The organism is Serratia sp. BNK-10 (genome assembly GCF_047456065.1).
GTDB lineage: Bacteria > Pseudomonadota > Gammaproteobacteria > Enterobacterales > Enterobacteriaceae > Serratia > Serratia ureilytica.
Genome location: NZ_CP179894.1, coordinates 5,029,581 through 5,054,439, shown reverse-complemented (window position 1 = coordinate 5,054,439; position 24,859 = coordinate 5,029,581). Strand labels below are relative to the sequence as shown.

Annotated in this window: 20 protein-coding genes and 1 tRNA gene; 4 read left to right on the top strand and 17 right to left on the bottom strand. The window is 60.6% G+C overall.

The window, feature by feature from the left end; genetic code table 11:
- Positions 1-33: 33 nt before the first annotated feature.
- Genes bcsA through bcsR form a run of 3 tightly spaced genes read right to left on the bottom strand, consistent with a single transcriptional unit; the run spans position 34 to position 3,569 of the window.
- Positions 34-2,637: a UDP-forming cellulose synthase catalytic subunit gene (gene bcsA / locus ACMGG9_RS24225; RefSeq protein WP_414161782.1), complete on the bottom strand. Its 2,604-nt coding sequence runs from the start codon at positions 2,635-2,637 to the stop codon at positions 34-36.
- A complete protein-coding gene (gene bcsQ / locus ACMGG9_RS24220) occupies positions 2,634-3,374 on the bottom strand; it encodes a cellulose biosynthesis protein BcsQ (protein WP_414161781.1) in 741 nt (246 codons plus the stop codon). The genes bcsA and bcsQ overlap by 4 nt, the downstream gene beginning before the upstream one ends.
- A gap of 3 nt (positions 3,375-3,377) precedes the next feature.
- Positions 3,378-3,569 (bottom strand): cellulose biosynthesis protein BcsR, encoded by a 192-nt coding sequence (bcsR, locus tag ACMGG9_RS24215; protein ID WP_033645055.1) that lies wholly within the window; start codon positions 3,567-3,569, stop codon positions 3,378-3,380.
- Positions 3,570-3,758: 189 nt separating this feature from the next.
- Between bcsR and bcsE the strand changes: the two genes are divergently transcribed.
- Genes bcsE through bcsG form a run of 3 tightly spaced genes read left to right on the top strand, consistent with a single transcriptional unit; the run spans position 3,759 to position 7,172 of the window.
- Positions 3,759-5,327 carry a cellulose biosynthesis protein BcsE gene (gene bcsE, locus ACMGG9_RS24210; RefSeq protein ID WP_033645056.1) on the top strand — a complete coding sequence of 523 codons (1,569 nt, stop codon included), beginning with the start codon at positions 3,759-3,761 and terminating at the stop codon, positions 5,325-5,327.
- Positions 5,314-5,520: a cellulose biosynthesis protein BcsF gene (gene bcsF / locus ACMGG9_RS24205; RefSeq protein WP_033645228.1), complete on the top strand. Its 207-nt coding sequence runs from the start codon at positions 5,314-5,316 to the stop codon at positions 5,518-5,520. The genes bcsE and bcsF overlap by 14 nt, the downstream gene beginning before the upstream one ends.
- Entirely contained in the window at positions 5,517-7,172 is a 1,656-nt protein-coding gene (gene bcsG, locus ACMGG9_RS24200) for a cellulose biosynthesis protein BcsG (RefSeq protein ID WP_414161780.1), read from the top strand. Before bcsF ends, bcsG begins: the two co-directional genes overlap by 4 nt.
- A gap of 287 nt (positions 7,173-7,459) precedes the next feature.
- Here the strand turns inward: bcsG and dppF are convergent, their stop codons facing one another.
- The 13 genes from dppF to ACMGG9_RS24135 all read right to left on the bottom strand — a co-directional run bounded on the left by dppF (position 7,460) and on the right by ACMGG9_RS24135 (position 22,716).
- Positions 7,460-8,449, bottom strand: coding sequence for a dipeptide ABC transporter ATP-binding subunit DppF (gene dppF, locus ACMGG9_RS24195; protein WP_015376237.1), 990 nt, complete (start codon positions 8,447-8,449; stop codon positions 7,460-7,462).
- A complete protein-coding gene (dppD, locus tag ACMGG9_RS24190) occupies positions 8,446-9,426 on the bottom strand; it encodes a dipeptide ABC transporter ATP-binding protein (protein ID WP_033645058.1) in 981 nt (326 codons plus the stop codon). The genes dppF and dppD overlap by 4 nt, the downstream gene beginning before the upstream one ends.
- A 15-nt stretch (positions 9,427-9,441) precedes the next feature.
- On the bottom strand, positions 9,442-10,344 hold the full coding sequence (dppC, locus tag ACMGG9_RS24185; RefSeq protein WP_033645059.1) for a dipeptide ABC transporter permease DppC: 903 nt from the start codon (positions 10,342-10,344) through the stop codon (positions 9,442-9,444).
- An 11-nt stretch (positions 10,345-10,355) separates the two neighbouring features.
- The gene (dppB, locus tag ACMGG9_RS24180; protein WP_033645060.1) at positions 10,356-11,375 is read right to left on the bottom strand and encodes a dipeptide ABC transporter permease DppB; all 1,020 of its coding nucleotides are present in this window, start codon (positions 11,373-11,375) and stop codon (positions 10,356-10,358) included.
- Between the two features lie 168 nt (positions 11,376-11,543).
- On the bottom strand, positions 11,544-13,151 hold the full coding sequence (gene dppA / locus ACMGG9_RS24175) for a dipeptide ABC transporter periplasmic-binding protein DppA (RefSeq protein ID WP_042783430.1): 1,608 nt from the start codon (positions 13,149-13,151) through the stop codon (positions 11,544-11,546).
- A 601-nt stretch (positions 13,152-13,752) separates the two neighbouring features.
- A complete protein-coding gene (locus ACMGG9_RS24170; RefSeq protein ID WP_033645062.1) occupies positions 13,753-15,444 on the bottom strand; it encodes a glycosyl hydrolase family 18 protein in 1,692 nt (563 codons plus the stop codon).
- A 425-nt stretch (positions 15,445-15,869) separates the two neighbouring features.
- Positions 15,870-15,946: transfer RNA gene (locus ACMGG9_RS24165), tRNA-Pro, on the bottom strand.
- 120 nt (positions 15,947-16,066) lie between these two features.
- Positions 16,067-17,398, bottom strand: coding sequence for an MFS transporter (locus ACMGG9_RS24160; protein ID WP_033645063.1), 1,332 nt, complete (start codon positions 17,396-17,398; stop codon positions 16,067-16,069).
- 95 nt (positions 17,399-17,493) lie between these two features.
- Positions 17,494-19,038, bottom strand: a complete 1,545-nt coding sequence (uhpB, locus tag ACMGG9_RS24155) for a signal transduction histidine-protein kinase/phosphatase UhpB (protein WP_149542407.1) — start codon at positions 19,036-19,038, stop codon at positions 17,494-17,496.
- Entirely contained in the window at positions 19,035-19,625 is a 591-nt protein-coding gene (gene uhpA / locus ACMGG9_RS24150; RefSeq protein WP_033645065.1) for a transcriptional regulator UhpA, read from the bottom strand. Before uhpA ends, uhpB begins: the two co-directional genes overlap by 4 nt.
- 119 nt (positions 19,626-19,744) lie before the next feature.
- Positions 19,745-21,439, bottom strand: a complete 1,695-nt coding sequence (eptB, locus tag ACMGG9_RS24145; RefSeq protein WP_197786078.1) for a kdo(2)-lipid A phosphoethanolamine 7''-transferase — start codon at positions 21,437-21,439, stop codon at positions 19,745-19,747.
- A 226-nt stretch (positions 21,440-21,665) separates the two neighbouring features.
- Positions 21,666-22,091: an organic hydroperoxide resistance protein gene (locus tag ACMGG9_RS24140; protein WP_004934114.1), complete on the bottom strand. Its 426-nt coding sequence runs from the start codon at positions 22,089-22,091 to the stop codon at positions 21,666-21,668.
- 160 nt (positions 22,092-22,251) lie between these two features.
- Positions 22,252-22,716, bottom strand: coding sequence for a MarR family winged helix-turn-helix transcriptional regulator (locus ACMGG9_RS24135; protein ID WP_033645067.1), 465 nt, complete (start codon positions 22,714-22,716; stop codon positions 22,252-22,254).
- 97 nt (positions 22,717-22,813) lie between these two features.
- Between ACMGG9_RS24135 and ACMGG9_RS24130 the strand changes: the two genes are divergently transcribed.
- A complete protein-coding gene (locus tag ACMGG9_RS24130) occupies positions 22,814-23,413 on the top strand; it encodes an HD domain-containing protein (protein WP_033652280.1) in 600 nt (199 codons plus the stop codon).
- Here ACMGG9_RS24130 and ACMGG9_RS24125 read toward each other — a convergent pair whose 3' ends face one another.
- Positions 23,414-24,811: a carbohydrate porin gene (locus ACMGG9_RS24125; RefSeq protein WP_414161779.1), complete on the bottom strand. Its 1,398-nt coding sequence runs from the start codon at positions 24,809-24,811 to the stop codon at positions 23,414-23,416.
- Between the last annotated feature and the right edge of the window lie 48 nt (positions 24,812-24,859).

The following is a 24,859-nucleotide window of genomic DNA, read 5'->3' as shown; positions in this document are numbered from 1 at the left end:
ACCGGGCGAGTGAGCGGGCGGTTGAACTCGCAGCTAACCCACGGTTTCTTGTTGACCCAAGGTCGGATCCCTGCCGACGCCGCGCGGAATAAACGACACTACCCAGGCGGTCAGCGACGTGACCCCGACCAGCAGACCGCGCACCAGCGGCGGCGCGTAGTCCGCCATGCGCACATAGCCGCGGAAGCCCAGCGCCAGCACGTCGCGCAGGCTTTCGATCGGCCGGTCTTCAGGGAACCCGTCCTGCCACAGCGCCCAGGTATCGGCGCGGGCGAAGGTGCACTGAATAAAATCGATGTGTTCGCGGGTGGAAAGACTGACCAGACGCACCCCCACCTTGTTGCTGAAGGCGCGCGTCACCACGCAGGGGAAGCTGTACTCCTGCTGGCCGCGTTTGAGCAGCAGCGAGGCCTTGTCGCCCTCTTTCAACGTGTCCGCCACCCGCATCTCGATGCCCACGCCGCCATCGGAGTAATCGCGCAGCGTGCAGGGGTAGAGGTGGCCGTCGGCACGCGCGATCGCCGCCGGCATGGCGATCTCCACGCGGTGCGCCTGACGCACCTGTTTGGCCTCCACCGCCACCGCCACCGCGCCGCCGAGAATGGTCATGTTGTACAGCACCCACACCAGGCTGATGATCACCGTCATCACCTCGTCCGTCGGGCCATAGGCCAGCCGCCAGGCGCCGAACGCCAGCCCGGCGAGGTTAAGAACCACCAGGAACATGTAAGGCCGGGTGATCACCCAGTCGACGTGCTCCTCCTCCACCAGCCCACCCTTGGCGGTCACGTTGAATTTGCCCTTGTGCGGATTGAACAGCGCCACCGTCGTCGGCCGCGCGATATACCAGGCCAACACCGTTTCATAGATTTCGCTCCAGAACGAATGGCGGTATTTCCCCTGGATGCGCGAGTTGGTCAGGCTGGCGTGGATCATGTGCGGCAGCACGTAAAGCGCGATCGCCAGCGCCGGCGCAAAGATGATGTAGGCATGCAACAGCAAAAACGCCAGCGGCGCGGTGAGGAAGATCAGCCGCGGGATGCCCGACAGGAAGTGCAGCATGGCGTTGGCGTAGCACAGGCGCTGCGCCAGTTTCAGCCCCTTGCCCAGCAACGGGTTGTCGAGCCGGAAGATCTGCACCATGCCGCGCGCCCAGCGAATGCGCTGGCCGATGTGCGCCGACAGGCTTTCGGTCGCCAGCCCGGCGGCCTGCGGAATGCGGATATAGGCCGAGGTATGCCCGCGCCGGTGCAAACGCAGCGAGGTATGGGCGTCTTCGGTGACGGTTTCCACCGCGATGCCGCCGATTTCGTCCAGCGCGCTGCGGCGCAGGATGGCGCAAGAGCCGCAGAAGAAGGTGGCGTCCCACATATCGTTGCCGTCCTGCACCAGCCCGTAGAACAAAGTGCCCTCGTTGGGTGTCTGACGGAAGCGGCCAAGGTTGCGCTCGAAGGGATCCGGCGAGAAGAAGTGGTGCGGGGTCTGCAGCATCGCCAGCTTTTTGTCTTTGAAGAACCACCCCATGGTCAGCTGCAGGAAGGAGCGCGTCGGGACATGGTCGCAGTCGAAAATCGCCACGAACTCGCCGGTGGCCTGCTTCAGCGCGTTGTTGATGTTGCCGGCCTTGGCGTGTTCGTGAGTCGGCCTGGCGATGTACTTCACTCCCACCTCGGCGGCGAACGCCCGGAACTCGGGGCGATTGCCGTCATCAAGGATATAGATGTTCACTTTCTCTTTCGGCCAGTCGATGCCCAGCGCCGCATAGATGGTGGGCTTCACCACCCCGAGGTCTTCGTTGTAGGTCGGCACCATCAGATCGATGGTCGGCCAGGTGGCGCTGTCTTCGGGCAACGGCACCGGCTGGCGGTTAAGCGGCCAGATAGTCTGGAAATAGCCCAGCACCAACACCACCCAGGCGTAGGTTTCCGCCACCAGCAACAGCAGGCCGCATACCAGGCTGAGCGGATCGTCCCAGTTCAGCGTGGCGGTATAGCGCCACCACAGGTAACGGCAGGAGACGGTCAAAGACAGCACGATAAGCATCAACGCAGGCAAGCGCCCCGGCACCCGGCGCACCACCATCGCGATCCCCCACAGCAGCAGAACGAACACGAACTGCGCCGACAGATCGAACGGTTGCGAGATACACAGCATGGCGAGGATCGCCGCCAGCACGCCGACCACAATGAACAGCGCGCGCCGCAATCCGCGGTTCATGCGGCCGAGTCGCTCTACCGAGCGCTGTTCCACGCCGGCGTTTTTCAGCCGCTGCGGCAAGCCCTGCAGCCAGTCGGCATAGCGCTGCTGCAGCCGCCGCCAACCGGCGAAATAATCGCGCTGCACCGGCGCGCGGCCGCTGCGGAACAGCAGCAGCCACGCCCCCTGCAGCAAATAGCGCAGCGCATCCGCCGGGCGGGGGCGTTCGGCGGACAGATGCGGGAACCAGTAAGCGCGGCCGGCGCGCACGCGCCGCCAGGCCGGTGACTCCAAACGCAGCAGCATCCACCCCAGCGCCACCAACAGCGTAGTGAAAAAGGCGGTCAGCGCCGACGCCCCGCTGCGGCGATAGGCGCGGTAGCGCGCCTGCACCGCCTGGCGCACCGGCGGCACCAGCAGCAGGCTCAGCACCCGACTCATGGCGCAACGCCCCGTTTGAGGTTGATCAGGCACCAGTTGGCCAGCGTCAGCACTTCATCCGCCGCCAGGCTCTCGGGGCGGTACTCGCCCAGCGGCTGTTTGGCCGCCAGCGCTTCCGCCAACGCTTCATCGCGGTGGATAACCACCGGCAACAGGCCGCTCAGCGTTTGCAGCCACAGCTGATGCAAATCCTGTTGCAGCCGGCTGGCCGAAGAGTAATGGTTAATCAGGAAATGACTTTCGTGCGGCAGCGCCTGCTGATGGAGCCGCACCTGGCAGTTGGCGTCGGGGTTCAACAGCACGAACACGCTGTCGGCCAGTTGCAATGCCTGCTGCGCCAAAACGCCGTCCCCGACCGGGACGTCCAGCAGGATCCAGCGCTGCGGATCGCCGGCCATCAGCTGACGCAAATTATCGCGCCAGCGATCGGGATGCGCCTGACACCGATGTTGCACTTCCAGCCGTTCCGCCGCATTCAGGCGGCCAAACGGTAAAAAGTCGAGGTTTTCGCAATAACGCAGCGCGCCTTCCCGCCAACCGCCGCCGTCCTGTTCCGCGCGTGCCCAGCCGCGCGCCAGTTCGAACGGCGTGTTGAAATGCAGGCGCAGCAGATTATCCGGCGTAAAGTCTATCGCCAGCACCGACTCGCCAAGCTGGCGCAACGCCCAGGCGAGCGCCGCCGTGACTGACGTCGTCCCTATTCCACCCCGCAACCCTTGCAGCGCAATCGCCGGCATAGATCAGTGGCTCCCCGCGTTTTGCGCCAATTCGGCCAGCAGCGGCCAGCGCGTCATCATTTGCGTTAACCGCTCCTGCCGCGAAATATCGACATAGCTTAATTTTGGTAATGAAAAAGCCTGGCTGAGCGCCTGCAGGTCATCCTGGCTCTCCTCCGGCGCCGCTGCACGAAAATGGCTGGGTGCGTTATTCATTCTTCCGCCTTGGCGAAAATAGGCTATGTTAATTAACTATAGCAACGATACAAAAAGAGACAGGCAATAAGATGATTCTCAACAAATATTATTGAATAGCATCGGAGATTTGTTATTGCCAGCGTAAAAATGGCTATCTTTAAATATAAACGCCTTTAGTCGGCTTTCAACGAAAGTAGAACACATCCTATGGCGCACTCTTTTTCTCTAGGCATTCGGCAGATTTGGGAAGAGCTGTCGGTGATGCAGGCCCCCGGGCTTTATTGGATCAATATCGACAGGCAAAGCGACGCCGCGCTGTTGTGTCGCCAGGCCATCGCCGCCCAGCCGGCCACCCGCAAGCTCGCCCTGATCTGCAGCGGAGACAAACCCGATCGCCTGCTGGCCGAGCTGGCTGCGCCCGCTTTGCAGAAGCTGCCGCTGTATCAACTACCGGAGAAAAAAGCCGCGCTGGCGCAGTTGAGCGACGATCTGATGCGCGCCCTGCGGCCGCAAAATCGCTTACTTATCCTGCTGGCCCACGCCAGCCTGTGGCAAACCTTCACCACCGAAGAACTGCGCGAATGGACGCGCACCCTCGCCGCCTGGCTGCGGCGGCAGGGGTGTACGCTGTTGATCCTCAGCCACGGCGGCGGCATCAATAAGCTCAAAGGGCAGCTCAGCACACAGCACCGCATCCTGAACGGCCTGTCCAGCCTGCAATGGCAGCAGGACAGCGCGCAATACCTGGTGAACTGGTGGAGCACCGAAAACGGCATCAACGCCAATCAGCTGCTGACGCTGTATGCGGCGGAAGGCGGTTGGCAGGGCGAGGAGGAAAATAGCCAACCCTCCCCCACCGCCTTGCGCAGCGACGAAGGCCAGTATCTGGCCGAACGCAGCATCCTGGAAGGCGCGCCGCCGCTGTCCGCCAACTGGCAGCTGTTGGAGAACAACGACGAACTGGCGCAGCACGGCATGCTGAGACTCTCGGCGACGTTGATTTTCGCGTTGTATCAAAGCGACCAAATCGATCATCTGGCGCACCAGATCCACACCCTGCGCCGCAGCCGCGGCAACGGCCTGAAAATCGCGGTGCGCGAGATGAGCGCCAGCCTGCGCTACAGCGACGAACGGCTGCTGCTGGCCTGCGGCGCCAACCTGATCGTGCCGCACGTCGCGCCGCTGTCGCGTTTTCTGACCATGCTTGAAGGCATCCAGGGGCAGCGCTTCTCACGTCACGTGCCCGCCGACATCGATGCGCTGCTGGCCGGGCTGCGTCCGCTGCAGCTGAAAGGCTACATGCGGCCGGAACCGTTTAGCCAGGCGGTGCTTTCGCTGATGGCCAACACCTTGCTGCCCGAGGACGGCAAAGGCGTGATGGTGGCGTTGCGCCCGGCCACCGGCCTGCGCGCCGAACAGGCGATGACCCTGTGCCACCTGCGGCGTTTCGGCGACGTGATGACCGTGGTGCAGGGGCGCCTGGTGCTGTTCCTCTCCACCTGCCGCATCAACGATCTGAACACCGCGCTGAAGTTCATCTTCCGCCTGCCGGTGGATGAAGCCTTCAGCAACCGGGTAGTGTGGCACCAGGATGTCGATATCATTTCGGAAATCAAACGCATGGCTCAGGGGCGCTGGCAGCTTACCGCCACCGGCGCCGCGGGCGTCGCGCCGCCGCCCCCCGTGGTGACGGCCGCAGAGCCCGCAGAACGCCGCCAGCCGATCGCTTTCACGCTGCCGCTTGGCCCGCAGGAGGAAAAGCATGCTGAACCTTAACGACATCCTGCAACTGATCTTGCTGTGCGCGCTGGTCTTCATTCCGCTGGGCTACGCCTTTCACCGGCGTTTTCCGCATTTGCGTCAATACTGGCAAAACCTGTTGTTATCGCCGCGCTATTTGAAATCCGCCGGTTTATGGGTGCGCACAGGCTCATCCTCCCAGATTAAACGTCATAAGAAGCAGCCATGAATCCAAACTCAAATACGCAATCCGATAACGCTCTGTGGCGCTACTGGCGCGGGCTGGGTGGCTGGAACCTCTACTTTCTGGCGAAATTCGCCCTGCTGTGGTTCGGCTACCTGAATTTCCACGCGCTGCCGAACCTGGTGTTCATGGCCTATCTGCTGATGCCGATCCCCTCGCCGCGGCTGCACCGCTGGCGCCATTACCTCGCCATCCCGATCGGCATCGCGTTGTTCTACCACGATACCTGGCTGCCGGGCATCAACAGCATTCTCAGCCAGGGCTCTCAGCTGGCCGGCTTCAGCGCCCAGTACCTGCTGGAGCTGGTCAGCCGCTTTATCAACTGGCAGATGGTCGGCGCCGCCTTCGTGTTGCTTATCGCTTACCTGTTCGTCGCCCAGTGGGTGCGCGTTACGGTGTTCACCGTGGCCGCGCTGGTGTGGCTCAATATCGTCAACATCGCCGGGCCGGCGGTCTCACTGCTGCCCGCCAGTTCCACGGCTGCCGCCGGCGGCGCCGGCACGCCGGCCACGGCCGCGCCGACGGCAGGAGGTAATGCGCCCGCAGACAGCCTGCCGCCGACCAGCGCCAACCTGACGGCCTATCTGAACCAGTTCTACGAGCGGGAAAAAGGCCGCGCCACCGCGTTCCCGGCCACTTTGCCCGCCGACGCCCAACCGTTCGATCTGTTGGTGATCAACATCTGCTCGCTGGCCTGGGCCGATATGGAGGCGGTCAACCTGCAGAATCATCCGCTGTGGTCGAAGATGGATATCATGTTCGACAGCTTCAACTCGGCCACCGCCTACAGCGGCCCGGCGGCCATACGGTTGCTGCGCGCCAGCTGCGGCCAGCTTTCGCATCACGATCTGTACCAGCCGGTGAACCAGCAGTGTTACCTGTTCGACAACCTGGCGAAGCTCGGCTTCAAGGAACAGCTGATGCTCGATCACTCCGGGGTGTTCGGCAACTTCCTGAAAGAGCTGCGTGAACAGGGGGATATGCAGGCGCCGCTGATGTCGCAGGCCGGCGTCGGCAACGAGCTGACGTCGTTCGACGGCGAGCCGATTTATAACGATCTGGAATTGCTGACCCGCTGGCTGGATCAGCAGCAAAAAGCCGGAGACGCCCGCACCGCCACCTTCTTCAACGTCATTCCGCTGCACGACGGCAACCGCTTCGTCGGCTCTAACAAGAGCGCCGACTATCAGCCGCGCGCGCAGAAGCTGTTCGATCAGCTGAACACCTTCCTCGATCAGCTGGAAAAATCCGGCCGCAAAGTGGTGGTGGTGATCGTGCCCGAGCACGGCGCGGCGTTGGTGGGTGACAAGATGCAAATGTCCGGCCTGCGCGATATCCCCAGCCCGAACATCACCCATACGCCAGTCGGCATCAAACTGATCGGTATGAAGGCGCCGCATCAGGGCAGCCCGCTGCAGGTCAAAACGCCGAGCAGCTATCTGGCGCTGTCGGAGCTGGTATCACGTCTGGTGGACGGCAAAGTCTTCAGCGAGTCCAGCGTCGACTGGCAGGCGCTGACGCAAGGGCTGCCGCAGACGCCGGTCATCTCCGAAAACGACAACGCCATCGTGATGCAATATCAGGGGAAACCATACATTCGCCTGAACGGCGGCGATTGGGTGCCTTATCCGCAATAAGCGCGGCCTTATCGACCCAAAGCACGCCGACGGCGTGCTTTTTTTATTGAACAAGTCCGACAAAAGGCGAAGTTAAACGTCTGGCAAAAATATTATTACTCACCTCCCGTTAAATTTTTTATTCGCTTATTAATTCATTGCGAAAATTCCTATAAAAATAAGCATTCGTCAGATTTTCGTTAAGCATTCAATAACGCCCCGAAAAGCGATTCGATTAACTGATTGATTAAATAATAAAAAACGCCGGCGTTAAGCCGGCGTGGGTTTATGCGGTGAAATCCGACGCTTTACGCCCCCGGATGTTCGTCCTGATCGACCGCAAAACAGGCCACCATCTGCTCACCGTACTGCTTCAGCTGCGGCTGCAGCTGTACGCAGGTGCCGAAGGCGCGGCGGCAGCGGGCATTGAATGCGCAGCCCGGCGGCGGGTTCATCGGGCTGGGCAGTTCGCCGGTCAGCTTGATGCGCTCGCGGCGCATATCCGGGTTCAACCGCGGCGTCGCCGACAGCAGCGCCTGGGTGTATGGATGGCGCGGGTTGTTGAAGATCGCCTCTTTGCTGCCCTTTTCCACGCAGCGGCCCAGGTACATCACCATCACTTCATCGGCGATGTGTTCCACCACCGACAGATCGTGCGAGATGAACACGTAGGACAGCCCCAGCTCCTGCTGCAGATCCATCATCAGGTTCAGCACCTGCGCGCGCACCGACACGTCCAACGCCGACACCGGCTCATCGGCGATCACCACGTCCGGATTCAACATCAGCCCGCGGGCGATGGCGATACGCTGACGCTGGCCGCCGGAGAACATGTGCGGATAGCGATCGTAATGCTCGGTCTTCAGGCCGACCTTCGCCATCATCTCCAGCGCTTTTTCCCGCCGTTCGGCGGCGCTGAGCGAGGTGTTGATCAACAGCGGCTCCTCGAGGATCTGCCCGACCTTCTTGCGCGGGTTGAGCGATCCGTAAGGATTCTGGAACACGATTTGGATCTTCTGGCGCCGCAATTTCTCGGCGGAAACGTCCGGCTTCAGCAGATCCTGTCCCTGGTAGTACAGCTCGCCGCCGGTCGGCACTTCGATCATCGTCAGCAGGCGGCCGAGCGTGGATTTGCCGCAGCCCGACTCACCGACCACCGCCAGCGTTTTACCGCGCTCCAGAGTGAACGACACGCCGTCCAGCGCCTTGACCAGCCGCTCCGGCGCGAACAGGCCCTTTTTCACCGGGTAATGCTTTTTCAGGTCGATCGCCTGCAGTAAAGGTTGATTCTGGCTCATACGGTCGGCCTCCCCGCATCATCCAGCGGTGTGTGACATTTAACCTGACGGCCGGGAATGCTGCGCAGTTCCGGCTCCTCGTTACGGCAGCGCTCGTTGGCGTACGGACAACGCGGATTGAGCAGGCAGCCGGTCGGGCGATCGTATTTGCCCGGCACCACGCCCGGCAGCGAAGCCAGCCGCGCCTTGTCGGCGGCGAACTCCGGCAGCGCGCGCAGCAGCGCCTGGGTGTACGGGTGGCGCGGCGCGCGGAAAATCTCCGCCGCTTTGCCGGATTCCACCACCTGGCCGGCGTACATCACGATGATGTGATGCGCCGCTTCCGCCACCAGCGCCAGATCGTGGGTGATCAGCAACAGCGCCATGTTCTCGCGCTGCTGCAGATCCAGCAGCAGTTCGATGATCTGCGCCTGGATGGTCACGTCGAGCGCGGTCGTCGGCTCATCGGCGATCAGCAGCTTCGGCCGACAGGCGATAGCCATGGCGATCATCACGCGCTGGCTCATGCCGCCGGAAAGCTGGTGCGGGTACACGTCCAGCCGCGAGGCCGGATCGGGAATCCCCACCTGCGTCAGCAGGTCGATAGCGCGCTGGCGGCGAGTGCGGCGGTTGCCGCCCTGATGCACCTTCAGCGCCTCCATAATCTGATAACCGACGGTGTAGCACGGGTTCAGGCTGGTCATCGGATCCTGGAAGATCATCGCCACTTCGGAGCCCACCAGCTGGCGGCGCTCTTTTTCGGAGATCTTGCGCAAGTCCTGGCCGTTGAACTCCAGCTTGTCGGCCATCACTTTGCCGGGAAAATCGATCAGGCCCATGATCGCCAGCGAACTGACGGATTTGCCGGAGCCGGATTCGCCGACGATGCCGACCACCTGACCTTGATCCACGCTGTAACTGATGCGGTCTACCGCGCGGAACGGGGTGCCTTCGTCACCGAAGTGCACCGAAAGCTTGTCTACATTCAATAACGCCATCTCTCTCGTCCTCTGTTACTGCTTGAGTTTGGGGTCGAGAGCGTCACGCAAACCGTCCCCCATCAGGTTGAATGCCAGCACCGTCAGCAGGATCGCCAGGCCGGGGAAGGTCACTACCCACCAGGCGCTTTGCGCGAACTGCAACACGTCGGAGAGCATAGTGCCCCACTCCGGCGTCGGCGGTTGCGCGCCCATGCCCAGAAAGCCGAGAGCGGCCATGTCGAGAATGGCGTTCGAGAAACCGAGAGAAGCCTGAACGATCAAGGGCGCCAGGCAGTTAGGCAGAATATTGACGAACATCTGACGCAGCGCGCCGGCGCCCGCCACCCGCGAAGCGGTGACGTAATCGCGGTTCACCTCCGCCAGCACCGCCGCGCGCGTCAGACGCACATAGTGCGGCAAGGCGACGAAGGTGAGCGCCAGCGAGGCGTTGACGATCGACGGTCCGAATACCGCCACCAGCACCAGCGCCAGCAGCAGGCTCGGCAGGGCCAGCATGATGTCGACGACGCGCATGATCACCGCGTCCACCGCGCCGCCGAAGTAGCCGGCCAGCAGGCCGAACACCACGCCCATGACCAGCGACAGCACCACCACCAGACAACCGACCAGCAGCGACAGGCGCGCGCCGTACATCAGGCGCGACAGCACGTCGCGGCCCACGTCGTCGGTGCCCAGGATGTATTGCCAACTGCCGCCCTCCTGCCACACCGGCGGCTTGAGCAGCGCGTCGCGGAACTGGTCCGCCGGCGCATGCGGCGCCAGCACCCCGGCGCCGAGCGCGATCACCAGCATCAAAACGATATACACCAGGCCGACCACGGCCCCTTTATTGCGCTTGAAATAGTGCCAGAACTCCTGAAACGGGGTCATCGGCTTCGGCGCACCTTTAACTGCAGACTCAGTGATTTGAGACATGAGAGCGCCCCTTATTTCTTGTGGCGAATACGCGGGTTGACCACGCCGTAGAGCACGTCTACCAGCAGGTTAACCAGAATGATCATACAGGCGACCAGCAACACCCCGCCCTGCACTACCGGGTAATCACGGCGCTGCAGCGCGTCGATCAGCCAGCGGCCCAGACCCGGCCAGGAGAAGATGGTTTCGGTCAGAATGGCGCCGGCCAGCATGGTGCCGACCTGCAGCCCGATCACCGTCACCACCGGCAGCAGCGCGTTGCGCAGCGCGTGAACGACGATCACCCGCATGCGGCTCACGCCCTTGGCGCGCGCGGTGCGGATATAGTCTTCGCCCAACACCTCCAGCATCGAGGAGCGGGTCATGCGCACGATCACCGCCAGCGGGATGGTGCCCAGCACGATGGCCGGCAGGATCATGTGCATCACCGCATCGATAAAGTCGCCCGGTTCGCCCCAGATCAGGGTGTCTATCAGCATGAAGCCGGTCAGCGGGTGGCTGTCGTCGAGGAATACCGTGTCGCTGATGCGCCCCGACACCGGCGTCAGGTTAAGCTGCACCGACACCAGCATGATCAGCATCATGCCCCACCAGAAAATCGGCATCGAATAGCCGGTCAGCGAGATGCCCACCGCGGTATGGTCGAAGACCGAGCCGCGTTTGACCGCCGCCAGCACCCCGACCGGGATGCCCACCAGCACCGCGAAGATCATCGCGCACAGGCCCAGCTCCAGCGTGGCCTGAAAACGCGGAACGAACTCGCTCCAGACGGAGATGCGGCTTTTGAGTGAGGTGCCCAGATCGCCGTGCAGCACGTTGGACACGTAGGAGAAATATTGTTGATAGAGCGGCTTGTCCAGCCCCATTTCCGCCATCAGCTGCGCGTGGCGCTCGGCGGAGATACCGCGTTCCCCGGCCATGATGGTCACCGGGTCGCCGGGGATCATATGGACGAATGCAAAAGTCAGCAATGTAATGCCGATAAACGTTGGGATAACTAACCCCAAACGTCGGAGTATGAACTGCAACATATCCCGAACTCTCTGTATCAATGCCCGGCAGCTCATCGTCCGCCAGGCTTATTAACGCTCACATGCCTTTGAACGATCCAACGGCCATACGCCGGAGACTGGTCAGCAGAGGCGCAAACCTGTTGCGCCCCTGCAAGTCCATTCGTGCATCTCCGGTTTAGGTCGGAATCAGTCTACAGAGACATTCTCGAAGTGATGCTTGCCGAGCGGATCCACGACGTAGCCCTTCACTTCCTTACGCACAGGCTCATACACGGTGGAGTGCGCGACGATCAGCGCCGGAGCCTGATCGTGCATCACCACCTGCGCCTGCTTGTACAGTTCGATGCGTTTGTCGTGGTTGGACTCGGCGCGCGCCGGTTGAATCAGATCTTCAAACGGCTTGTAGCACCAGCGGGAGTAGTTGGAGCCGTCTTTCGCCGCCGCGCAGCTGAACAGCGTGGCGAAGAAGTTGTCCGGATCCCCGTTGTCGCCGGTCCAGCCCATCATCACCGTCTGGTGCTCGCCCGCTTTGGCGCGCTTGAGGTATTCACCCCACTCATAGGTCACGATTTTGGCTTTCACGCCGATCTTGGCCCAGTCGGCCTGGATCATTTCCGCCATGCGGCGCGCGTTCGGGTTGTAAGGACGCTGTACCGGCATCGCCCACAGGTCGATGCTGAAACCATCGGCCATGCCCGCTTCTTTCAGCAGTTCTTTCGCCTTGGCCGGATCGTAAGCGTAATCCTGCACCGCGTCGTTATAGCCCCACATGGTCGGCGGGATCAGGTTCTTGGCCGCCTGGCCCGCGCCCTGATAAACCGCGTCGATGATCGCCTGCTTGTTGACCGCCATGGTCAACGCCTGACGCACCTTCACGTTATCCAGCGGTTTTTTCTCGGTGTTGAACGACAGGTAACCCACGTTCAGCCCCGGCTGCTCCATCAGGTTGATGGATTTGTCCTGCTTCATGCGGGCGATATCGGCCGGGTTCGGGAACGGCATCACCTGGCATTCGTTTTTCTGCAGCTTGGCGTAACGCACGGAAGCGTCAGGCGTGATGGAGAACACCAGGCGATCGATCTTCGGCTTGGTGCCCCAGAAACCGTCGAACGCCTTGTACAGGATTTTGGAGTCTTTCTGGTATTGCAGCAGCTGGAACGGGCCGGTGCCGATCGGGTTCAGGTCGACTTTTTCCGGCGTACCGGCTTTCATCATGACGTCAGCGTATTCGGCGGACAGGATGGACGCGAAGTCCATGCCCAGGTCAGCCAGGAACGGCGCCTCCGGGCGGTTCAGCACGAAACGCACGGTGTTGTCGTCTACTTTTTCGATCTTGGCGATCAGCTTCGGCATGTCCATGCCTTCAAAGTATTCGTAACTGCCGCCGGACACTTTGTGGTAGGCGTTATTGGCATCCAACTGGCGTTCGAAGGAGAACACCACGTCGTCGGCGTTGAAGTCGCGCGTCGGTTTGAAATCTTTGCTGCTCTGCCACTTCACGCCTTTGCGCAGGTGGAAGGTATAGGTTTTGCCGTCTTCGCTGACGTCCCACTTCTCAGCCAGGCCCGGCTGCAGTTCGGTGGTGCCGACTTTGAATTCGACCAGGCGGTTGTAGATCGGTACCGAACTGGCGTCGTAGGTGGTGCCGGAGGTGAACAGCTGCGGGTTGAACCCTTCCGGGGAACCTTCAGAACAGTAAACCAACGTCTTGGCCTGTACGCTGGCCGCCACGGTCAGCGCGATCAGCCCAATGCCGAATTTCAGAACCCCCGATTTACCCAAGGAACGTGTCATCGTTAGTGCTCCATTGTGTGATGTGATGTGTGTAATTGCCGCCAGACCTGTATTTTTTATTGCGTGGCCTGTGCGGTCAGCGCCCGAAGGCAGAAGGCGTACGATGAGAGGATGCCGGATGGAACGCATCGCGACGGGGACGTCTGAGCTCGTGGAATTCACTCAAACAACTCTCGCTCTTACCCCTGAGGCTATCAAGTTGCCAACTGTTTGGGGTGTCGTCAATATAACCAGTGGGGATTTACGCAGACTGTGAGAAACAGCAAACAAACATAAAAAAAACCTTTTGTTAACAGTTCCAGCATGAAAATTTATGCTAAGCGGTCATTTTTAGCGCATTGGTCTGACCCTGATAAATTTACTGGTTTTAAACTCCGCTAAAAAACCCCAAAACTTTGTTGCTGAACGATGAATATCTGAACGGTTATTTTTGTGATCGCCGTTAAAGACAGAAGGAAATGCTGAAGGATTACCCAAAAGGGTGAGTCCGATGAGCGCATTTTTCGCCGGGCAGGCCCACAATCTGTGCGGCGTAAAAAAACTTTCGGCGGCGAAAAAGCCGGGGGCGAAAGGATATCCCCCGGCAACGCACTGCAACCGATTATTGAACGCCGGCGCTGTTGCCCAGGCTGGCGTTCATGCTGTTGAGAATATCGCCGTTGTCCGCGTCGATCTCCCAGGAGAACAGGCCGCCCAGCTGCTTATCCAACACGTACTTGCCTTTGGCCTGCACCGAGCGGGCATCGTCAAAGGTGATCAGATCGCCGGTGGAAGGTTTGAACACATAAGGCGCTTCCGCCGTGGCGTCGTAGGTGTACTGCCACTCGCCGCTCATGAACTGGCTGGCGATCTGGCGGTAGTCCACGATGCCGTTCTCCCAGGTGCCTTTGACCGGCCCGGTGGCGGTGCCGGTGAACGGAATGTTGTTCTGGTAGCCGTTCACCCCGGTCCAACCACGGCCATACATGGCGGTGCCGACCACGATCTTGCCCGGCTTGACGCCCTGCGCCAGCAGCGCATTCACGCCGTTTACCGTGGTGTAGGCGGTGTCCGGTTTCCAGGCCGGCGCATTCAGCGCGGTCTGATGCCCCAGGTTTTTCAGATCGAAGGCGCCGTAGAAGTCGTAGCTCATCAGGAAGATGTGATCCATCGAGTTCTGCGCGACGTTGTATGCCACCTTGTCGATCTTGTCCTTGCCGGCGCTGATGGCGGAGGTCAGCTCATACTTGCGGCCGGTTTCCGCCGACAGCTGATCCAGCATCGCCCGCAGTTCTTTCATCAGCAGCACATAAGTTTCCCCGTCCTGAGGGCTGCCCAGATTCGGGTTGGCGCCTTTGCCGCCCGGGAATTCCCAGTCGATATCCACGCCGTCGAAGAACTTCCAGGTCTGCAGGAACTCTTTCACCGAGCCGACGAAGCGATCGCGCTTCACCTTGTCGCCCATGAAGAAGAACGGGTCGGACAGCGTCCAGCCGCCGATCGACGGCAGGATTTTCAGATCGGGACGCGCCTGCTTCAGCGCCATCAGCTGGCCAAAGTTGCCCTTGTAGGGGTCATCCCAGGCGGTGACGCCCTTCTGCGCTTTTTGCAGCGCGGCGAACGGATCGTGGATGGAGACTTTGAAATCCTCGCGGCCCTGGCAGGAGCGCTGCAGCGCCTGGAAGCTGCCTTCAATCTCTTTCAGGCTGTCGTTGATGCCGTTGCCGCCGCAGATCGGGATAAAGCCGTACAGCAGGTGAGTCAGGTTCTGCGCCGGGATCTTGTCGACGGTGAAATTGCGCCCGTAAACGCCCCACTCGACGAAATAAGAACCGACCACTTTGCCGGAGTTCTGTTTATACGGTTTATTTTTTTCCAGCAGCGGCTCTTTCAACGGCGCCAAATGGCTGCCGTCGGTGTCGGCCACCACAATTTCAGTGGCGTCGCTGGCGGTGCAGCCGTCGGCATTGCACAATGCCACCTGCATTTGATAACGGCCGCCTTTATTGACTTTAAAATTCGCCGTACCGGAAGAACCGGTTGAAGGGCCGCTCCACGCCTCTTTGCCATTTAATAAAATCTTGGCCGTCGTGCCCGCGTCGCCATTCCATAAATTCCAGGAGACGGAAACATCGGCGGCATTTTTTACCTTCACCAAATTATTATAAGCGGTAGCCGCCTGATCGACTTCGACGATAGCGAACTTGGTGTTGCCCCAGGCGATAGTCGGCTTGCCCGGCGCGGCGGCCTGCGCCGCGGAACACAGCGTGCTGCCGATCAACAGCGCCAACAGCGGTTTATTAAATTTGCGCATAACTGATTCCTTTATTCCGAGAGGATAAACATAAAAGAGTTAATCGTCGCTACGCATTGCCGAAGCGAAAACATTCCGCAATAATCCACGAAGATTAAAGTCAACAAATAAAAACAGCGTTTTTACACGTAACGGAAAAAATCATTCCCGCCGCGTACATTCAAACTATAAATAAAAAAGGCGTGAAAACAAGAGCGCAATCAACTGGGTTTTATTCAGCAAGCGTGAATTTATTTAAATATGAGAAAAAGAACCCAACTGGAATAAGGAGTTTGAATTAATTAAGCGTAAAGGATAAATATATTTCACGAGGATGGCGGATTGACACGTGCCATAAAGCGAAGCCGGTCGTATCGCAGGAGGTGCTCATCCTCATAAGCCGCAGGCGAAAAAAAACCTGCTTTAAAAGCAGGTTTTTCGAATGGTGGTCGGCGAGAGAGGATTCGAACCTCCGACCCACTGGTCCCAAACCAGTTGCGCTACCAAGCTGCGCTACTCGCCGATGCGGGGCGCATCTTACTGCTGGCGGTTATAGGCGTCAATCACTTTTTTTCCCCTGCATTTCAAGTGGTGATAAAAGCGCCATAATGCGCTGCGCCGGGGGTTGCGCAGCGCATTTTACTCAGGCTTTGGCGGTTTTCAGCACCGGCGTCTGCGCACGCAGGAACGGCAGCAGGAACAGCGCCGACAGGCAGGCGGCGATGGAAATCACCACAAAGAAACCGTTCCAGTGCCAGATTTCCATCACCCGCGCGATCGGGTAGCCGGACAGCGCCGCGCCCAGGTAGGCGAACAGGCCGACGAAACCGGTCGCCGCGCCCGCCGCATCTTTATGCGAGCATTCCGCCGCCGCCATGCCGATCAGCATCTGCGGGCCGAAGATGAAGAAGCCGATGGCGAAGAAGCAGCAGGCCTGCAGCAGGTAGGTGACGCCCGGCATCAGCCACAGCGCCGCCACCGACAGGAAGATGCCGATGGCGAAGATCAGGTTCATCGGGCCGCGGTTGCCGCGGAACAGCTTGTCGGAACCCCAACCGGCCACCAGCGAACCGATAAAGCCGCCCACTTCAAACAGCGAAATGGCCGAGTTGGCGGTCATCAGCGAATAGCCCTTTTCCTGCGTCAGGTAGAGGTTGCCCCAGTCGTTGATCGCGGTGCGCACGATGTACACCAGCACGTAAGAGACCGCCAGCAGCCAGATGTACTTGTTGGTCAGCACGTAGCGCTTGATGATCTCGCGGTTGCTCAGCCCCTGGCCTTCCGATTCCTGCACCAGCTCCATGGCGTCGTTGCGCCATTTGCCGACGCTCGGCAGCCCCAGGGTGGATGGCTTGTCGCGCAGGCGCCAGCACATCAGCAGGCCGAGCACCACGCCGATGATGCCGGGAATGATCATGCCGTAACGCCAGCTGAAGTGCAGCGAGATAAAGCCCACCAGCAGCGGGATCAGCGCGCCGCCGACGTTGTGCGAAGTGTTCCAAATCGCCCACCAGCTGCCGCGCTCGGAGCGCGAATACCAGCTGGTGAGGATTTTGGAGCACGGCGGCCAGCCCCAACCCTGGAAGAAGGCATTGAGGATCCACAGCGTGCCGAGCATCAGCAACGACGAACTGAGGCCGAAGAAGATATTCAGCACCCCGGTCATGATCAGGCCCAGCCCCATAAAGTAACGCGGGTTGGAGCGATCGCTGATCATGCCGGAAATGAATTTCGAGCAGCCGTAGGTGATGTAGAAAAGCGTGCCGAGGATGCCGACGTCGGACATCGTCAGGCCCAGATCGCTCAGCATCGCCGGCATGATGAAGTTGAAGCTTTTGCGCGTGAAGTAAAACGCGGCGTAGCCGATGTACATGGTGCACATCAGCTGGATGCGCCAGTATTTGTAGCTGGCGTCGATCTGCCGTTGATCGGTGACCTGCGGCGCATCCGGGCGGCTTTTAAGGAAAGACCACATGTGGAACCTCAGAGGATTGAATAAAGTGCCGCTATGATGCTCCCCGCGCGCGCGGGAGGCTTACGCCGGATTCCCGACGCGGTTAGGAGTTTTTCCTAGTTTTGCGCTTGCGCCGGTGAAACTGTGGGCAAGATCACACTCAAACAGGCGCCCCGCTCAGAGGTGAGCCGCAGGCTGCCGCCGAGAGCGCTGATGCGCTCCTGCATGCCGCGCAGGCCGTACCCCGGCTGATGGTTGTCCGCATCGAAGCCCACGCCGTTATCGCGGATGGTCAGGGCAATCTGCGGCGCGGCGCCTTTGCGCGGCTGCAGACGCGCGTCCAATTCCAGGCGGCTGGCGCCGGCGTGGCGGCACACATTGGTCACCCCTTCCTGACACACCCGGTACAGCGTGATTTTCAGCGTTTCATCCAGCAGTTCGTCCGGCACCTGCCACTGCATGCTGCTCACCAGCGAGGCGTCCTGCGGCAGCGACTCCCGCAGCATCGCCGCCACCGCCGCCGACAGCGGCAGGTTGTTCAGCGCCGCCGGCCACAGCTGGGTCAGCACATCGTGCACCCCATCGTAGACCCGCAGCGCTAACGCATCGATGGTGTCGGCGCAGCCGATCACCGCCGGCTCCGGCGCCAGGCGCTTGACGATGCTGGCCTGTGTGCGGATCACGGTGATGGTCTGCCCCACTTCATCGTGCAGCTCGCGCGCCACCTCGCGCCGGGTTTGTTCCTCCGCCGTCACCAGCGCCCGCGCCAGCTGCCGGTTCTCCGCCAGCCGCAGCCGCAGCTGCTGATTCAGTTCGCGCTGGCGCTGAATACCGGCGCCCAGCAGCAGCCCGGTCAGGCTTTGGGCCAGCAGCGACAACAGCAAGTCGCGGTGCGACTCGGGCTGCGGCGGCTCGTTGACCATCAGCGCCACGCCGTTGAGCAGCGTCGCCAACAGCGCGCCCTGCCAGCCATAGCGGTAAGACATGAACACGATCGGGATCGCCAGGCAGAAAGGCGCAAAGCGGCGCAGCTCGGCGGCGTTAACCTGCTGCTGCAGCCAGATGCTGAATGCAAACAGCAGCAGATAGCTGGCCAGGTGGCCCAGGCGCAGCTCCACCGGCTTGTGGATCAGCCCCGGCTCCAGCGGCACCCAGATTTGGCGCGCCAGATAGTGCCACAACAGCAGGCAGGTCGGCGCGATGGTGAAACCGCCGGTCAGGCCGAGCAGCAGCGCGCGGGCGCCTTCGCCGCTCACCAGCTGCCACACAAGCGCCTGCAGCAAAGCGGCGGCGGCGACCACCGCGCCCTGCAACAGCGGCCAGCGCCATTCGCTGTCGCTCTGCTGATGGCGCAGCAGCCACGGCGAGGCCAACAGGCTGAGCAGCACCGTCAGCACCAGCACCGCCACCGACGCCCACAGCGCCGGGCCGTAGCCGTACTGGTCCGCCAGCAGCGCCATCAGCAGCAGGTCGGCCAGCAGGATCCCCGGCCAGAAACGGTACGGGCTCTGCAGCAAAATGCCCATGCGCAGGCCGAACGGGAACAGCAACAGCGCCTGCCAGGGCGGGTCGATCAGCGCGGTGCCAATGCCCCACAGGCAAAATGCGCTGGCGGCATAAATGAAGAACAGCGCCAGCTGGGTGATCAGACGCTGCGTCACAGGTTCAGCATCCGTCTGGCCAGCTCGACGTTATTGGTGATGCCCAGCTTGGCGAACAGGTTGGCGCGATGCACATGCACCGTCTTTGGCGACAGCCCCAGCGCGGCGGCGATCTCGCGCACCTCCTGGCCCTGCGCCAGCAATAGCGCGATCTCGCGCTCGCGGCGGGTCAACGGATCCACCTTCACCCGCGCCAGCTGCTGGGCGATTTCCGGCATCAGATAGACGCCGCCGCCGGCGACGGTGCGCACGGCGGTGATCAGATCTTCCGGCTTGCAGCGCTTGGAGAGAAAGCCGCTGGCGCCGCGTTCCAGCGCCATTTCCACCAGCGCCGGATTATCGTGCATCGACAGCATCACCACGCGGATGCCGGAGGGAATGTCCGCCAGCAGATCCAACCCGCTGCCGTCGGGCATCGAAATGTCGCAAATGCAGATTTCCGCCTCCAGCCCCGGCAGGCCGGCGCGCGCCTGCGCCGCGCTGCTGAACTCGCCCACTACCTGAATATCGGCCTCCAGCGACAGCAGCTGCACAAAGCCCGAACGCACAATGTCATGATCGTCGATAAACGCCACGCGCAGGGTCATGGAAATCTCCGGTTAGAAGGGGAAGTGCGCAAGTATACCGTATGCACACACCGGAATAATTGATGAAGAGAATGTATTGGCGGAAATTACCGGGTGCGCAAGGCACCCGGCGGGAGGGATTACAGGCTGGCAGGTGCCGTTTTATTCTGCGGGAGATGGCACCAGTTGTTTTTATCCACGATGCCGCCGTTCGGCGAGGTGTAGCCGAGGCAACCGAGGATAGTGTCAAACAGCTCGACGTGGCGATGCGTTTTGCCGATGCGCTGCTGCGCCTGCAGTTGCTCAAAGGCGCTGAGGTGCTGCGGGTTCTCGAGGAACTTGTCCGACGCCCACACCATCATCGGCACGCGGAATTGTTCCGGCGGCGCCATTTCGCGCGGCGTGCCGTGCAGGTGCGTATTCTCGCCGATCGACTCGCCGTGGTCGGCGGCATAGAACACGATGGCCTTCTTGTCCCGCACCTGGTCGATCACATTACTGATAAAGCTGTCGGTATACAGCACCGTATTGTCGAAGGCGTTGATCAGCTGCGCCTTGGTGCAGGAGTCATCCACCCCCATGCACTCCGGCTGATAGCGCGCATAGCTGCGCGGATAACGCTGCGAGTACAGGTAGTGCGAGCCTTTGGTATGCAGGATCACCAGGTGTTTGCCCTTCGGATAACGCGCCAGCGACTCCTTCATTTCGTCCACCAGCAGCATATCGTCGACCGCCTTGCCGTCGTTGCGCTTCTCGGACGCGATCATCTCGCGGAACGAATAGTTGTTCACCTCGGTGTTGTTGTAGAACCACACCTCACTCTGCATGGCGAACAGCTCGGAAGAGAAGCCCAGTTCCTTCATCACCGCGAACACGTTTTGCTCTTTCAGCGTGCGCTGCGGGTTGTCCTCGGTGCCGCCTTCGCGCACGAACATGCAGCGCAGCGACAGCTTGGTGGCGGTGTCGCACGACTCGCCGCGGAACGCCACCAGATTCTTCTCTTTCGACAGGCGCGGCGTAGTATCGCGCTCGTAGCCCAGCATGCCCATGTGATCCCAGCGCGTGGTCTCGCCGATGATGAACACCACGTAGGTATCGTCGATGTCCGCCGGCGGCACATAGGTAAAGTGTTTGCCCGGATCGAACAGCGTGCTCTGATCCTGACTTTCGTCATAGCGGGTATAGGCGAACAGCCCCAGCGCCGACAGCCAGTTAGACGGCAGGTACGAGTGCGCCACTACGCCGCCGTAGCTCGGCAGATCGACGTTGGAAAGCTTCTCCTGCACGCTTTGCTCGTCGTCCAGCATGCGCAGCGGCAGCCAGACCAACGCTACCACCGCCAACAACACCAGCAGCGGTTTGATGCGGTGACCGGGGGTTTTCAGCTGTTCGATCAGGGTGAAGCGCAGGCTGTTTTTCCAGATCAGCAGCAGCGGCAAGGCGCTGAGCGCCACCATCCACAGCACGAAATGCAGGCCGACCACCTCTTTCGACAGATCGATATCGGTGGTCATCACCGACACCACGATGCCGTAGCCGATCACCACGTTGAAAAACGTCATGTAGTAGCTGGCGGCAACCGAAATCAGCACCAGCAGCGAGGCGACGATGCGATAAAACAGCCGGCCGCCGAGCGACACCAGCCGCATGATGAAGAACGTGAACAGGACGATAGCGATGACTTCCGTCACCGCCGAAATAAGCTTAATTCCCTGAATGCCGTGCGCCAGCGAATCAAAACGGCGATAAAAAACGGACAAGTTTAGAAAGATGCCGATATAGATCGCTAACAATAACGATAAATTCTGCTGTGATAGCGATTTAACTTTGTTCATGTAACGCGGTGGCTCCGGGGACGGTGTAGCGGTTCTGACTCAGTCAGACACTGATTGCGGCTTCTGGTTCAGCCAACCGGCAATAAGCGTTATTTTGCGAGTAATAATCAAGAGAATTCTCACAAAACGGGCAAAATTTACCGCTTTTTTGAGCACTTTTCAGACGGGATATCAAAGAAAATGGAGGGATAAACCCTCCATTTTTTCCATGGTGTCGGCAAAAAACTTACTTAACGTTCAGCGTGACGTCGATATTGCCGCGGGTGGCGTTGGAATACGGGCACACCACGTGCGCCTTTTTCACCAGATCTTCCGCCACGCTGCGCTCGATGCCCGGCAGCGAAATATCCAGCTGCACTTCGATGCCGAAGCCGTTCGGGATTTCACCGATGCCGACGGTGCCGTCGATCTTCGCTTCGGCCGGGATTTTGACCTTTTCTTTCGCCGCGACAAACTTCAACGCGCCGAGGAAACAGGCCGAGTAACCGGCGGCGAACAGCTGCTCGGGGTTGGTGACTTCGCCGCCGGCGCCGCCCATCTCTTTCGGTACGCCCAGTTTCACGTCCAACACGCCGTCGGAGGAGGTCGCACGGCCGTCGCGGCCGCCGGTTGCGGTGGCGTGAGCGCGGTAAACCACTTTCTCAATAGACATCGTTCATTCCTTCTTGCTGGTTGGCGAGATGACAACAGCTCCCGCGAGGGGTAGCCGGTCACATATATATCTTTTACGATTAAATCGTGCACTACTTATTTTTGACGCTTATTAACCAGTGTAGACCACCCCTGCCGTTCTTGCGTCCGGCGTCGGTGGGTCAAATCTGATCGATCAGGCTGCCGCGCAGCTTTTCCAGCTGCTGTTTGAGCGAGACGATCTCGTCCAGGCTGCAGTCGGTGGCGCACATCACCGCCTCGGGCACCGACTGCGCCCGTTCACGCAGCGCGCGGCCGGCTTCGGTGAGCGCGATGATCACCTGGCGCTCGTCGGTAGTGGCGCGATAGCGCACCAGCAAACCGGCGGTTTCCAGCCGTTTCAGCAGCGGCGTCAACGTGGCGGAATCGAGGAACAGCCGCTCGCCGATATCTGATACCGTCACCCGATCGCGTTCCCACAGCACCATCATCACCAGATACTGCGGGTAGGTGAGCTCGAGCTGATTCAACAGCTTGCGGTAGACTTTGTGCAGCGCCAGGTTGGCGGAGTACAGCGCGAAACAGAGCTGCTGATCGAGCAGCAGCAGGTTCTTCGCGTTGGGTTGTTCGGTATCGGTGCTTTTCATGTGAGTGAATATAGATAGCGCACGATGTAATCGCAAGCTATTTCTTGTGAGGTATGCTACATTTTTTTCATGCAGAGGATGCCGGGAGGGAAAGGAAATGACGAATACGCTTGCAGAACGCGCGCGCCGCTACGCCACCAAGGCGCATGCGGCCATCGATCAGCGCCGCAAATACACCAACGATCCGTACATCGTCCACCCGCAGGCGGTCATGGAGCTGGTACGCAGCGTGCCGCACACCGAAGAGATGCTGGCGGCCGCCTGGCTGCATGATACGGTAGAAGACACGCCTACCACCCTCGGCGATATCGAAAGCCACTTTGGGCCGCAGGTAGCGGAGCTGGTGCGGATGTTAACCAACGTCAGCCACGCCGAGGACGGCAACCGCTTCGAGCGTAAAAACCGCGATCGGCGCCACAGCGCTGGCGCATCGCCGCAGGCCAAAACCATCAAACTGGCGGATCTGATCGACAACACCCGCTCGCTGCTGGACTACGACAGCCACTTCGCCCAAACCTATCTGATCGAGAAACAGCGCCTGCTGGAAGTGCTGACCGAAGGCGACCCGACGCTGTGGCGCCAGGCCAGCCATATCGTCGAACAGGGGCTGCTCAGATTACAGCAGCCGCCGCACAACGTGCCGGCCAGCTGGTTTGAGCACGCCCGCCGGCGCTACCGCGAGAACGACGCGGCCTGATCAGAAGGTCACCACCGTTTTCAACGCCGTCACCCAGGCGTCCTGCGTCTCGCTGACGCCCGCCGGATGATGCCAGTATTGCAGGCCCGGCTGCAGCTGCAGCCACGGCGTGACGTTAACGCGGTAGTACAGCTCCGCCGTCACCGAGTGGCCCGGCACCGGCCGGTAGTTCGGATCGTGATAATCGCTGATGCCGCTCATCTCGTTGAGGTAACGCTGATTGTCTTTATAGCGGTCGCTCAGTTTCACCACCGAAACGCCCAGCCCCAGCCAGTCGTCCGGCCGCGCATCGAACAGCCCGCGATAGCGGATGCCGGTCGAAGTGGACCAGTGCAGGTAGTTGCTGCGCTGATCCCCCAGCCCCAGGCTGTAGAACACGCTCAGGCCACGGTTGACGTCATCCGCATGGCGCGTCACCTGCTGGTTGAAACCGGTATACAGGAACCAGGTGCGATCGTGGCTGCGATAGCCCTGCGGATCGCTGGCGCCCGGCCCGCCGGACACCCCTTCATAAAGATCGCGCTGACGCGCATTGGTGAACAGCACGCCCAGGTTATACACCCCCGGCAGCTGGTTGACGGCGTGGGTTTTCAGCTCCAGCTCCATCGGCAACAGGAAGCCTTTGCTGCCCTTGGTGGACCAACTCCAGGCGTGGCTGCGGCTGGGGGCGCTCGGGTTCTGCTCCATCACGCCGCCCTTGAGCGTCAGGCCGTCGGTCAGCTTGTATTGCAGCGTGGTGCCCCAGTAATGCACGTTCCAGTTGTACCAGGTCAACGAGTTGGCGGACTTGCCGCCGCACAGCGTCAGCGTCTGAAAATCGCAGGGGATGATCTGATCGAAATCCTGCACCTTGTTCATCATGCCGATACGCCATTGCAGCCGGCTGTCGAGGAAGGAACGGCTGAAGGTCAACCAGCCCAGCCGGGTGATCGACTGCCCGCCAAAGCTCTCCTGCGACAGATCGGTCAGGCCGACGCGCGGATCCTGCAGCCGATCGCGGGTCAGGTTGTTGTCATGGTTGCGGTTGACGATATTGCCTTCGATCGCCGCATCCGGAATGCCGGTCAGCGCCTGCAGATCCTGGCTGAAGGTCAGCGAAAATTGGTCGATGTACGACGCCTGTTTATCGTGGTTGTAACCGCCGCCGGCGTTATACGACAGCTGGCTGAGGTAGCCGAGATTATAGTGGAAACCGTGATCCTCCAGGATCGGTCTGATCCCCAGCATATCCCCCAACAGCCCAGGCTGCGGCGGTTCAAAGCCGAGCGCCACCCCTTCCCATTTGGCGGTGGGAGCTTCAACGTCCTTGCCGGTTTGCAGCGTTTCCGCCTGCACCTGGCTACAGAGCAGCGCCAGCGCCGCCAGGGTCATGGAACGAGGTAATAAGCTTTTCATCATTATTATATTTCTCCGCATAACGGCTGACTGCGGGCAACAGCATTCCCT